Origin of the sequence: Bacteroides luhongzhouii, assembly GCF_009193295.2 — a bacterium.
GTDB classification, from domain to species: Bacteria; Bacteroidota; Bacteroidia; order Bacteroidales; family Bacteroidaceae; genus Bacteroides; species Bacteroides luhongzhouii.
This window is the reverse complement of sequence record NZ_CP059973.1, coordinates 3503457-3517264: the sequence shown is the minus strand read 5'-3', so window position 1 is coordinate 3517264 and position 13808 is coordinate 3503457. Positions and strand designations below refer to the sequence as shown.

General features: G+C 42.3%; 10 protein-coding genes. 9 read left to right on the top strand and 1 reads right to left on the bottom strand.

All coding sequences use genetic code 11. From position 1 onward, the window contains the following. Positions 1–1173 carry an efflux RND transporter periplasmic adaptor subunit gene (locus GD631_RS12820; protein WP_143257347.1) on the bottom strand — a complete coding sequence of 391 codons (1173 nt, stop codon included), beginning with the start codon at positions 1171–1173 and terminating at the stop codon, positions 1–3. A gap of 272 nt (positions 1174–1445) precedes the next feature. On the opposite strand from GD631_RS12820, the gene GD631_RS12815 reads away from it, so the two are divergent. The 9 genes from GD631_RS12815 to GD631_RS12775 all read left to right on the top strand — a co-directional run bounded on the left by GD631_RS12815 (position 1446) and on the right by GD631_RS12775 (position 13742). Then, positions 1446–3662 (top strand): patatin-like phospholipase family protein, encoded by a 2217-nt coding sequence (locus GD631_RS12815; protein WP_143257346.1) that lies wholly within the window; start codon positions 1446–1448, stop codon positions 3660–3662. A 521-nt stretch (positions 3663–4183) separates the two neighbouring features. After that, complete coding sequence (locus tag GD631_RS12810) at positions 4184–4453, top strand: hypothetical protein (RefSeq protein ID WP_004306027.1); 270 nt, start codon at positions 4184–4186, stop codon at positions 4451–4453. Between the two features lie 7 nt (positions 4454–4460). Beyond that, on the top strand, positions 4461–5015 hold the full coding sequence (locus tag GD631_RS12805; protein ID WP_143257345.1) for a 1-acyl-sn-glycerol-3-phosphate acyltransferase: 555 nt from the start codon (positions 4461–4463) through the stop codon (positions 5013–5015). A 103-nt stretch (positions 5016–5118) separates the two neighbouring features. Further along, positions 5119–5895, top strand: a complete 777-nt coding sequence (locus GD631_RS12800; RefSeq protein ID WP_143257344.1) for an amidohydrolase — start codon at positions 5119–5121, stop codon at positions 5893–5895. A gap of 148 nt (positions 5896–6043) precedes the next feature. Then, the gene (locus tag GD631_RS12795; RefSeq protein WP_004312593.1) at positions 6044–8035 is read left to right on the top strand and encodes a glucosamine-6-phosphate deaminase; all 1992 of its coding nucleotides are present in this window, start codon (positions 6044–6046) and stop codon (positions 8033–8035) included. Positions 8036–8253: 218 nt separating this feature from the next. Then, on the top strand, positions 8254–11163 hold the full coding sequence (locus tag GD631_RS12790) for a golvesin C-terminal-like domain-containing protein (RefSeq protein WP_143257343.1): 2910 nt from the start codon (positions 8254–8256) through the stop codon (positions 11161–11163). Positions 11164–11242: 79 nt separating this feature from the next. Further along, the gene (locus tag GD631_RS12785; RefSeq protein WP_143257342.1) at positions 11243–11557 is read left to right on the top strand and encodes a DUF8442 family protein; all 315 of its coding nucleotides are present in this window, start codon (positions 11243–11245) and stop codon (positions 11555–11557) included. Next, entirely contained in the window at positions 11557–11799 is a 243-nt protein-coding gene (locus tag GD631_RS12780) for a sulfurtransferase TusA family protein (RefSeq protein WP_143257341.1), read from the top strand. The genes GD631_RS12785 and GD631_RS12780 overlap by 1 nt, the downstream gene beginning before the upstream one ends. An 86-nt stretch (positions 11800–11885) precedes the next feature. Further along, positions 11886–13742: a YgiQ family radical SAM protein gene (locus GD631_RS12775; protein ID WP_143257340.1), complete on the top strand. Its 1857-nt coding sequence runs from the start codon at positions 11886–11888 to the stop codon at positions 13740–13742. The last annotated feature ends 66 nt before the right edge of the window (positions 13743–13808 follow it).

Genomic DNA, 13808 nt, shown 5'->3' with positions numbered 1-13808 from the left:
TTATTCTCCTTTTGCGTTATCACCAAAACGTACTTTCATGCCCGGAGTCAACTTATGGAACCCTTCTACAACCACCATTTCTCCTTCTGCCAGTCCTCTTTCTACCACCACATTATTCCCGACTTCCGGTCCTAACTCGATAAAACGTTTCTCTACCGTATTATCTTTGCGCATGGTATAAATATAAGCTCCCCCCTTTTCGATGGTTACGGCTTTCATCGGAACAACAAGTGCACCTTCACGAACATCCAGTAATAATTTTACCTTTGTAAATTGTCCCGGCAACAATACTTGTTTCGGATTCGGCATTTCTGCACGTACAGAGAAAGTTCCGGTTTGAGGATCAACCTGCGGTTCGGCAAAATCCACATATCCTTTGAATGGATAGACGGTATTATCTGCCAATGTAATGGTAATATTCGGCTGCCAGGAACGGGTGGAATCCTGCTGTCCCAAATTAATGTTTCTTTCTTTACTCTTCAGATAATCGAGTGCTGTCATACTGAAATCCACCAACACTGTATCACTCTTCACAATAGTAGCAAGCAATGATTTTCCTCCGGGTCCTACTAACGTACCCAAGTCCACATTTCTTTCACTAATGTGTCCCGATAAGGGCGACCGGACAATGGTATACCCCAATTCCAGTTCAGCCTGTGCCAAGTCCGCCTCACTCATGGCTACTGTTGCCTCGGCACTTTCATAAGCTGCTTCCGCATTATCCAAGTCCAACTGGCTAGCAGCGTTCTGCTCAAACAACGGACGGATACGCTTTAAATCACGTTCTGCTTTCAAAGCCTGCGCTTGGTCTTTTTTCAATTGCGCTCTGGCTTTATCTGCTTTGGCACGATACTGATCCTGATTGATTACAAACAAAACCTGATTCTTATTGACATATGTACCTTCGGCAAAAAGCATATTTTCCAGATAGCCTTCCACACGGGCACGTACTTCGACAAACTGTTGAGCACGAATACGTCCCACATATTCCCCGTATATCTCTACGTCGTCTTTCACTACCGGTTCAACAATAACTGTCGGCATTTCCGGCGCAGCCTTCTGAGGGCGGGTCAACATCCAATACGCACCCAATACAACTACCACACATATAATAGCAGCAATGTTTCTCTTTCTCCTCAGTCTCAACTCATGTTTCGAAAAGAATAATCTCATATCGAATCTTAATTATTTAATTTAACTTATGTTTGTTCTATACTCTATTATGCAACTCATATACCAAAAATGCGCCACACACATTATTCTCTTACAATCAAAGCATTACATTTTTCCTCTTTTTGTGGAAAGTGTGGAAATCCACTGTATTGTGTAGAAATTATCCACATTTCCGACTTTTGGAACATTTTTTTTAGTTTCCATTTCAACAACTAAACAAATTATGCTCTACATTTGTATTATATTAAACATCAACACTAGACCATATCCTAATGAAAAAACAAATCTTTTCAACATTAGTTTTATCAATTGGCTTATTATTGCCTTTTTCCCTGCATTCTCAAGAGCAAAGGAAAAAGGTGGGTATCGTTCTAAGCGGCGGCGGTGCCAAAGGAATGGCACACATCAAAGCACTGAAAGTAATTGAGGAAGCCGGTATTCCTATCGACTATATAGCCGGCACCAGTATGGGAGCTATCGTAGGTGGTCTTTATGCCATCGGGTATACTACGGAACAATTGGACAGCATGGTACGGAAACAAGATTGGACATTCCTGTTGAGCGACCGTATCAAACGAAGTGCCATGTCATTGACTGATCGTGAGCGGTCTGAAAAATACACAGTCTCTATCCCTTTCACCAAAACTCCCAAAGATGCTGCTACCGGAGGACTCATGAAAGGGCAAAATCTGGCTAACCTATTTTCAGACCTCACTGTAGGGTATCATGACTCTATCAATTTCAATAAACTTCCCATTCCTTTTGCCTGTGTAGCGGCCAATATTGTCAATGGAGAGCAAATTGTATTCCATGACGGAATACTCTCTACCGCTATGCGTGCCAGTATGGCTATTCCGGGTGTATTTACTCCGGTACGGCAAGACAGCATGGTATTAGTGGACGGTGGCATTGTTAACAACTATCCGGCAGATGTCGTGAAAGCCATGGGAGCCGATATTATTATCGGAGTAGACGTGCAGAATGCTCTGAAGAAGGCTGACAAGCTCAACAGCGTCCCCGATATTCTGGGACAGATTGTAGACATCACCTGTCAGTCTAACCATGAAAAAAATGTAGACCTCACAGACACTTATATCCGCGTCAATGTGGAGGGATATTCATCCGCCAGTTTTACCCCGGCTGCCATCGACACTCTGATGCGAAGAGGCGAAGAAGCGGCTAAAGAACAATGGAATTCGTTGCTTGCCTTGAAAAAGAAGATAGGAATAGCCGAAGATTATACGCCGAAGCAACATGGCCCTTATTCTTCTCTTTCCAATGCACGTACGGTTTATGTGACGGACATCTCATTTTCCGGTGTAGAGGTGGATGATAAAAAATGGCTGATGAAGAAATGTAATCTGCAAGAAAACAGCGATATTACCACTCAACAAATAGAACAGGCCTTGTATCAATTACGCGGCAGCCAATCTTATTCCAGTGCCAGCTATACGTTGAAAGAGACTCCTGAAGGTTATCACCTCAACTTCCTGTTGCAGGAAAAATATGAAAGAAGAATCAATCTGGGCATCCGTTTCGATTCGGAAGAAATCGCGTCTTTGCTAGTGAATGCAACGGCGGATCTCAAAACTCATATTCCTTCCCGCCTGGCTCTTACCGGTCGATTGGGTAAACGATATGCTGCCCGCATAGATTATACGCTGGAACCCATGCAGCAACGTAATTTCAACTTTTCGTATATGTTCCAATACAACGATATCAACATTTACGAGGAAGGTGACCGTGCTTATAATACAACGTATAAATATCATCTGGCAGAATTCGGTTTTTCCGATGTATGGTACAAGAATTTCCGCTTCGGACTCGGTCTGCGTTTCGAATATTACAAGTACAAGGATTTCCTGTTCAAGAAACCTGAAATCTCCGACCTGAAAGTGGAATCGGAACATTTTCTAAGTTATTTTGCCCAAGTGCAATATAATACCTATGATAAAGGACGCTTCCCTTCTAAAGGAAGTGACTTCAGAGCCACCTATTCGCTCTATACGGATAACATGGCACAATACAATGACCATGCTCCATTTTCAGCATTGAATGCTTCATGGGCAAGTGTCATCCCTGTGACCCGCCGTTTCTCCGTCATTCCTTCCATTTATGGACGTATCCTGATCGGAAGAGATTTTCCTTATCCGCTGCAAAATGCCATTGGCGGTGACGTACCCGGTTTCTATATTCCACAGCAATTACCGTTTGCCGGGGTTACCAATCTGGAACTGATGGATAACACCATTATGATTGCGTCTATTAAGTTCAGACAACGCATGGGAGCCATTCATTATCTCACGCTGACGGGTAATTACGGGCTGACGGATAGTAATTTCTTCGATATATTGAAAGGCAAACAATTATTCGGTATCAGTGCAGGCTATGGAATGGACAGTATCTTCGGACCATTGGAAATATCGTTGGGGTATTCCAATCAGACGGACAAAGGAAGTTGCTTTGTGAATTTAGGTTATTATTTCTAGTCAAATCGGTGCGAAATAAACTGATCCGCACGGAAAGAAATTAAATAATATAGTTTAGATTTTTCTCCACTGTATAAACAATCTATCTGAGACCCGGGTCTCAGCATCTATGACACCCGGGTCTCAGGTATGCCAACACCCGGGTGTCAGTACCATTGAGACCCGGGTGTCAGATAGAACTCTATTACTAAGCGTTTTTTCTTTGTTACTAGAGTAAATAAAATTCCGATGCATCTAATATTTATTCAAAACGGTGCAGAAATGAACTATTTCACCACATTATTCTATATATTTTAAAATATCAGATGTAACAAGTAAATCACATAAATAGTATTCAGGATGATGACAATCGAACCTGTTATTCCATCAATAATAGCCTGCAAAATTATTTAAATGAAGGAATAGAGTTAAGAAGATGAAGGCCTGAATAATGTTTTTCCCTGTATTATTCGCTAGAATCAAAGAAAGTACCTATCTTTACCGCAAGTATTTTTTATTATTCACCATTAAATGTAAAGATTATGGCAAGTAGAAGAGAACTCAAAAAGAATGTAAACTATATCGCAGGAGAATTATTCACCGAGTGTTTAATCAACAGTATGTTCATCCCTGGCACAGACAAGGTGAAAGCAGATGAACTGATGGCAGAGGTACTGAAGATGCAGGATGAATTTGTTACTCGCATCAGCCACACAGAACCGGGCAACGTGAAAGGTTTTTATAAGAAATTCCGTGCTGATTTTAATGCAAAGGTTAACGAGATTATTGAAGCTATAGGGAAATTGAACTAACAACAGAATGAAAAAAGCAATTTATAGCTTTATCTATTACCGCCTGTTAGGGTGGAAGACAAACGTTACGGTGCCTAATTATGATAAATGCGTGATATGTGCCGCTCCACACACAACAAACCTTGATTTATTTATTGGAAAACTATTTTATGGCGCTATAGGCCGTAAGACAAGTTTCATGATGAAAAAAGAATGGTTTTTCTTTCCACTTGGAGTTTTTTTCAAAGCAGTTGGCGGAATTCCCGTTGACCGCAGTCGAAAAACTTCGCTAGTAGATCAGATGGTTCATAAATTTGCCGAATATAAAAAGTTTAATTTGGCTATCACTCCCGAAGGAACCCGTAAAGCGAATCCAAACTGGAAAAAAGGCTTTTATTTTATAGCCTTGAAGGCCCAGGTTCCGATCGTTTTGATTGGTATTGATTACAGCAAGAAAACGATTTCGGCAACGAAAGCTATCATGCCGTCAGGAGATATTAATAAGGACATGAGAGAAATCAAACTTTATTTCAAGGATTTCAAAGGAAAACATCCGGAGAATTTTGCTCTTGGAGAACTTTAAGTTCAATTATTAAGTATCAAGTATTAAGTATTAATCGTTGCTTCCAACATATTTTGACCGCATGGTATAATACTTAATACTTAAAACCTAATACTTAATTATTATGGAGTCTATCCGTATTTCTATCATACAAACCGATATTGTTTGGGAAAATAAACAAGCAAATCTCCGTTTGCTCCACGAAAAGCTGCAAAGTCTTCGTGGAATAACGGAGATTGTTGTTTTACCGGAGATGTTTTCTACCGGATTCAGTATGCAGAGTAAAATACTGGCAGAGCCAAATTCCGGAGAAACAATTACAACGCTCAAACAATGGGCTGCCAAATTCCAGCTAGCCATTTGCGGAAGCTATATAGCAACAGAAAACGAGCAGTTTTATAACCGTGCGTTCTTCCTGACGCCGGAAGGAGAAGAGTTCTATTATGACAAACGACATCTGTTTCGTATGGGACGGGAAACCGAACATTTTTCGGCCGGTGATAAACGAGTCATCATTCCCTATCATGGATGGAATATCTGCCTGTTGGTTTGCTATGACCTTCGTTTCCCTGTATGGAGCCGAAACATAGACAACGAGTACGACCTTTTAATATATGTAGCCAACTGGCCTATCCCTCGCCGGCTGGCTTGGGATACTCTACTCCGGGCACGCGCTTTAGAAAATCAATGCTATGTATGCGGTGTCAACAGAGTAGGTATAGACGGATACCAGCTTGCATATAATGGAGGAAGTAAAGTCTATTCCGCCTTCGGAGAAGAAATCGGCTCATTCCCAGATGAAAAGGAAGGAATAACGACAGTCAGTCTAAATCTGACAGCTCTCACCCAATTCAGAGAGAAGTTCCCGGTATGGAAAGATGCAGACGAATTCCATCTATAACATTTGCCAAATAACAAATGTTAAAAACAGATTCATGTAGCAACAATACCTAGAACTCGGTAGTTAATTATATAGACTTCTTTTGTATCTTTGTCGTGAAAATACAGTCGTAAGGACGCTAATCTTACATAACTTAATTAACAACTTTATGAAAACAAATCTTAGTTCTCAAATCAGTCTCCACCGGGTCTCCCCCAGATACTACAGACCGGAGAATGCATTTGAAAAATCAGTCTTGACAAGACTCGAAAAAATCCCTACGGACATCTACGAATCCGTAGAAGAAGGTGCTAACTATATTGCTCGCGAAATAGCACAAACCATCCGCGAAAAACAAAAAGCAGGACGCTTCTGCGTATTGGCACTCCCCGGAGGTGATTCGCCCAGCCACGTATATACCGAACTCATCCGCATGCATAAGGAAGAAGGGCTTAGCTTCCGCAATGTGATCGTATTTAACATGTATGAATATTATCCGTTGGCTCCCGATGCAATCAACAGTAACTTCAACGCTTTGAAGAGTATGTTGTTGGACCATATCGATATTGACAAACAGAATATATTCACTCCCGACGGAAGCATTGCCAAAGATACCATCTTCGAATATTGTCGTCTGTACGAACAACGCATCGAAAGCTTCGGAGGTATTGATATTGCCTTGTTGGGTATTGGCCGTGTAGGTAACATCGCGTTCAACGAACCGGGTTCCCGACTGAATTCTACCACTCGCCTGATTTTGTTGGATAATGCCTCACGCAACGAAGCATCCAAGATTTTCGGAACGCTGGATAATACACCGATCAGTTCTATTACAATGGGTGTATCCACTATCCTTGGTGCAAAGAAGGTTTATCTGCTTGCATGGGGAGAAAACAAAGCAGCTATGATTAAAGAATGTGTGGAAGGTGCGATCACTGACACTATTCCGGCTTCTTATCTGCAAACTCACAACAACGCGCATGTAGCTCTTGATCTTTCAGCAGCTATGAACTTAACACGTATCCAACGTCCGTGGCTGGTAACTTCTTGCGAATGGAATGATAAATTAATTCGTAGCGCCATTGTTTGGCTGTGTCAGTTGACCGGCAAACCGATTCTGAAGTTGACAAATAAAGATTATAACGAAAATGGGTTGAGTGAACTTCTGGCACTTTACGGCTCTGCATACAATGTAAACATCAAAATCTTCAATGATTTACAGCACACCATTACCGGATGGCCGGGTGGCAAACCTAATGCAGATGACACTTACCGTCCGGAACGTGCAAAACCGTATCCGAAACGTGTAATCATCTTCTCTCCGCATCCGGATGACGATGTTATTTCTATGGGTGGTACGCTTCGTCGTTTGGTGGAACAGAAACATGAAGTACACGTAGCTTACGAAACTTCCGGCAATATCGCCGTTGGCGACGAAGAAGTAGTTCGCTTCATGCATTTCATCAACGGATTCAACCAGCTCTTCAATAACAGTGCAGACCAGGTTATCAATGAGAAATATGCAGAAATACGTAATTTCTTGAAAGAGAAGAAAGATGGTGATATGGACAGTCGTGACATTCTGACTATCAAAGGGCTGATTCGTCGTGGTGAAGCCCGTACGGCCTGCACTTATAACAATATACCATTGGAACGATGCCACTTCCTAGACTTGCCGTTCTATGAAACAGGTAAGATTCAGAAAAACCCGATCAGTGAAGCAGACGTGGAAATCGTACGTAACTTGCTTCGTGAAGTGAAACCTCATCAAATTTTCGTTGCAGGTGACTTGGCCGACCCGCACGGAACACATCGTGTATGTACAGACGCCGTATTCGCAGCTGTCGATCTTGAAAAAGAAGAAGGTGCCAAATGGCTGAAAGACTGTCGTATCTGGATGTATCGTGGTGCGTGGGCTGAATGGGAAATCGAAAATATTGAAATGGCAGTGCCTATTAGTCCGGAAGAACTTCGTGCAAAACGTAACTCTATCCTGAAACATCAGTCGCAGATGGAAAGCGCTCCGTTCCTGGGTAATGACGAACGTTTGTTCTGGCAACGTAGCGAAGACCGTAACCGTGGTACAGCTACTTTGTATGATAAGTTAGGACTGGCTTCTTACGAAGCAATGGAAGCATTTGTAGAATACGTTCCTTTATAAGAATAATATTCTTAATTAAGAGAATATAAAACAATGAAAGAAGAGTGGGAAGTTTCGATACTTCTCGCTCTTTTTTCATTATTTTTGCGGGAGAATTCACCACAGAGGAAAGGAGGATACAGAGTTATTATGAACAACCATTTTCATATCGCTTCATGGATTTAGCCTCTGTGTCCTCCTTTCCTCTGTGGTGAAAATGAAAACAAAAGCATTGAATAATGAAAAAGATAATAGTGTTTCTTCTATGCCTTACTGTAAGTGCTAATTTTCTTTTCGCTCAAGATATTGAAAGAAATGTAAAAGAACGGCTGACGGATTACTTTAACAAATATACCTCAACAGCCCAAATCAGCACTCCTAAACTGAACAGTTTCGATATAAATTATGATCGCAAGACGATTACAATCTATGTATCGGAGAGTTTCGCCTATCAGCCTTTCCGTCCGGAAAATGTAGAAAACATTTATAATCAAGTTAAAGAACTGCTTCCGGGCCCTGTTCATTATTACCAGCTCACCATTTATGCGGATGGGAAACCTATTGAAGATTTGGTACCTAATTTCTACCGGAATAAGAAAAAGGATAAGGAGCGGTTATCTTTGAATATAGACTATAAAGGGGCTCCCTGGGTGAAAAACATTTCACGCCCCAATGAAATTTCACGCGGACTGCAAGACCGTCACATCGCAATCTGGCAAAGCCACGGCAACTATTTCAAAAATGATAAAAACGAATGGGGATGGCAACGCCCTCGACTATTCTGCACCACGGAAGATATGTTCACTCAATCTTTCGTCCTTCCTTATGTGATTCCCATGTTGGAAAATGCAGGAGCGATTGTCTATACTCCCCGTGAACGGGATACGCAAAAGAATGAGATCATTGTAGATAATGACACTCCCAACGCTTCCCTTTATCTGGAAGTGGGTAGCAAAAAAACTAATTGGACAAATGCCCCGGTAAGAGGATTTGCTCAAAAGAAAACGATCTATAAAGAAGGAGAAAATCCTTTCACTGACGGAACCTGTCGTTTCATTCCAACCGAAAGAAAGAAAAAGAAGAATAAAGACCAGGTATTTGCCGAATGGGTACCTACTCTACCGGCAACAGGCAAGTATGCTGTTTATGTTTCCTATCAGACACTTCCCAACAGTGTAAGCGATGCCAAATATCTGGTATTCCATAACGGAGGAGTAACCGAATTTAAAGTTAATCAGAAAATAGGTGGAGGCACCTGGGTTTACCTCGGAACGTTTGAATTCGATAAAGGGAACAACGACTACGGCATGGTGGTACTTAGCAACGAGAGTAGCGAACATGGAGTTGTATGCGCCGATGCAGTACGTTTTGGAGGTGGAATGGGGAACATTGCCCGTGGAGGAAGAATCAGCGGGCTGCCCCGTTACCTGGAAGGAGCACGCTACTCTGCGCAATGGGCGGGAATGCCATACGAAGTATATGCAGGACGTAAAGGTGAAAACGACTATACAGACGACATCAACACACGCTCCAACGCTATCAACTATTTGTCGGGCAGTTCTGTCTACAACCCGCAACAATCGGGTTTAGGCGTACCTTTGGAAATGACAATGGCATTGCACAGTGATGCCGGATGCAGCAAAACTGATGAGCTTATCGGATCGCTCGGTATCTATACCACCGATTTCAATAATGGAAAACTGAATGCAGGAACAGACCGGTATGCATCACGTGATTTAACCGATATTCTGCTTACACAGATTCAGAAAGATATTTACTCAAGTTACAGCATCCCTTGGACACGCCGCAGCATGTGGAACCGGAATTACAGCGAAACGCGTCTCCCGGCTACACCTTCTACAATTATTGAACTGCTTTCCCATCAGAACTTCGCAGATATGCAGTTAGGACATGATCCGAACTTCAAGTTTACAGTGGGACGTGCCATTTATAAAGGCATTTTGCAGTTCATTACCAGCCAACACAATAAAGAATATATAGTTCAACCTCTACCAGTCAGCAATTTCGCCATTCAATTCGGAAAGAAAAAGAATACGCTGGAACTTTCCTGGAAAGGCGAAGATGATCCGCAAGAACCAACTGCACGTCCACGAGAATATATTGTATACACACGCATTGGTTATGGAGGCTTTGACAATGGAACCTTAGTCAGCAAAACGTCTCACACCGTTAAAATAGAACCGGGACTCGTTTATTCATTCAAAGTGACCGCCGTAAACCGGGGAGGGGAAAGTTTTCCTTCCGAAATCCTTTCGGCGTATAAAGCCAAACGTGAACGGGAAAAAGTAATCATCATCAATGGCTTTGACAGAATCAGCGGTCCGGCAGTCGTCAACACTTCTGATAGAGCTGGTTTCGATTTAACACAAGATCCCGGAGTTCCGTATATATCAAACATTTCGTTTTGCGGAGCACAAACAGGCTTCGACCGTACACAAGCCGGAAAAGAAGGAAAAGGCAGCTTGGGACATAGCGGAAACGAATTAGAAGGAATGAAAATAGCAGGAAACACGTTCGATTATCCTTTTATTCATGGAAAAGCTATTCAGGCCGCCGGCAAATATAGTTTTGTGTCATGTAGTGACGAAGCGGTAGAAAACGGATTGGTCACGTTAGAAGATTATCCGGTGGTAGATTATATCCTGGGACTGGAAAAAGAAGACCCCGCGAATAAAGCGTACTACAAGACATTCTCCTCGGCTATGCAACGAATTATGACCAGTTATTGTCAGTCGGGAGGTAATCTGTTTGTCAGCGGTGCTTATGTAGGAAGCGATATGAGCGGCACACAAGGAAACAGGGAGTTTACAGAGAAGATACTGAAATATGGCTATCAAAGTAGCCTGACGGATAAAAGTGCAAATCAGATTAAGGGATTGGGGCGCACAATCACAATTCCACGTCTGCCCAATGAAAATACTTATGCGGTTCCTACTGCAGATTGCATCGTTCCCGTAGATACTGCTTTCCCTGTATTTACATATGCACCCGGCAATCAGAGCGCAGGCATCGCTTACAAAGGGAACTACCGTACTTTCGTATTGGGCTTTCCTTTCGAAAGCATCCAGTCGGAAGCGGATCGGGCAACCATTATGGCAGGCATTTTGGGATTCTTTACTCAAAAATAAAAAATATCCTTTTTTTTAATCCGTTTCTCATTTTAAATTCTATCTTTGCTACTATAATAACCTTTAAAACTAAAAAACGATGTATACTATACAAGCAAATCCCAGCGGTACACGCAGCATAGAAGTATCTAATGAAAACTTGAGAACGATTGAAAAATATGCTCTGTTCCGCCACCTTATCGACAGTACCGGTATTGTAGATGAAGCAGTTCTGGATAAGTTGAAACTTAATATCCGCTCCCTCATCGCCAGTCAGGAAGAAGACAGTAAAGACTTGCTGGACCTTTGTATCGACGTGATTTATCACAATAATATGAAGGCATTCGGTCTGCAACAGCTCATCAAACTCTATCTTACCTGGCTTTCCAACACGGAAGTGGAAGAGGAAGAATAATGATTACGGTAGATACCTGCGGAATAACAGCATACAGTCCGCTGATTCCTGCAATAAAAGCAATGTGCAGTGCTTCTCCGGGTGAAACGATAGAGATTATCATGAACCACGCTGACGCGTTTCAGGACTTAAAGGAATATCTGTCCGAGCAAGGTATCGGCTTTCGTGAAATCTATGACGGAGAACAAATGACATTACAGTTCACAATCAATGGGAAGTTTAAAAAACACCCCAATGATTGAAGTAAAACATCCTAATGATTGAAGTTAAACATCTCAATGAATAAAAAAATCATTGGGATGTTTTTTATTATCCGTATCTTTGCAGCATGAAAGAATATCGATTGACCGACTGGTTACCCACTACCAAGAAAGAAGTAGAACTTCGCGGATGGAATGAATTGGATGTCATTCTATTCAGTGCTGATGCCTATGTGGATCATCCTTCTTTTGGTGCTGCCGTTATCGGACGCATTCTTGAAGCGGAAGGTTTGAAAATAGCCATCGTGCCCCAACCTAACTGGCGCGATGACCTGCGTGACTTCAAAAAGTTGGGACGTCCACGGCTATTCTTCGGTATCTCCGGCGGATGTATGGATTCGATGGTAAATAAATACACTGCCAACAAACGATTGCGCAGCGAAGATGCATACACCCCAGACGGTCGTCCGGATATGCGTCCGGAATATCCTTCTACGGTTTATAGCCAGATATTAAAGAAACTTTACCCGGATGTTCCCGTAGTCATCGGAGGGATCGAAGCTAGTTTAAGACGATTAAGTCATTACGATTATTGGCAGGACAAAGTGCAAAAGAGCATTTTGTGCGACAGCGGTGCCGACTTGCTCATTTACGGAATGGGAGAAAAGCCACTTCCAGACCTGGTAAAAAACATGAAAAGTCTGCTTACTGCTGAAGAGCCAGTACTGACAAGCAGCAAATTCAGAACAATCATCGGATCAGTTCCTCAAACAGCCTATCTTTGTCGTGCAACAGAATGGACCTCTGCCGAAGATGACCTTCAACTTTATTCGCACGAAGAATGTCTGGCAGATAAAAAGAAACAGGCAAGCAATTTCCGACATATCGAAGAAGAATCCAACAAATATTCGGCTTCCCGAATCACGCAAGCTGTCGGAAACAAGATAGTAGTAGTCAATCCTCCATATCCTCCGATGAGCCAGGAAGATCTTGATCATTCGTTTGATTTGCCATATACCCGGTTGCCTCATCCTAAATATAAAGGGAAACGGATTCCGGCTTATGACATGATTAAGTTTTCCATCAATATTCACCGGGGATGTTTCGGCGGTTGTGCCTTCTGCACCATTTCCGCTCACCAGGGAAAGTTTATTGTCAGCCGTAGCAAAGAGTCAATACTGAAAGAGGTAAAAGAGGTCATCCAGTTACCCGATTTCAAAGGATATTTAAGTGATTTAGGTGGCCCTTCCGCTAATATGTATCAGATGAAAGGGAAAGATGAAGCTATTTGCAAGAAGTGCAAACGACCGTCATGTATCCATCCGAAAGTTTGCCCGAATCTAAATACCGACCATCGCCCCCTACTGGATATTTACCGTGCAGTAGATGCCTTGCCCGGAATAAAAAAATCGTTTATCGGTAGCGGAGTACGCTATGACCTGTTACTTCATCGAAGTAAAGATGAAGCAATCAACCGAAGCACTGCCGAGTATACCCGTGAATTGATTGTCAATCATGTGAGCGGTCGGCTGAAAGTAGCTCCGGAGCATACCAGTGACCGGGTATTAGCTGTGATGCGCAAACCTTCTTTTGAACAATTTGAAACATTCAAGAGGATATTCGACCGTATCAACCGGGAAGAGAATCTACGTCAACAACTGATTCCGTATTTCATCTCCTCGCATCCCGGATGTAAAGAAGAAGATATGGCGGAACTTGCCGTTATCACTAAACGTCTGGATTTCCATCTGGAACAGGTGCAGGACTTCACTCCTACTCCGATGACAGTGGCTACCGAAGCCTGGTATACCGGATTTCACCCATACACGTTAGAACCGATATTCAGTGCTAAAACTCAACGGGAGAAACTCGCCCAGCGGCAGTTCTTCTTCTGGTATAAACCGGATGAAAGGAGAAATATCATCAATGAATTGAGACGTATCGGACGTTCTGATTTGATAGACAAATTATACGGAAAACGCTAACTCTACTTTGAAAGCAAATATACTACACTTATAAAGAACTATCCTCTCAACTCTTGAATGAAGTAA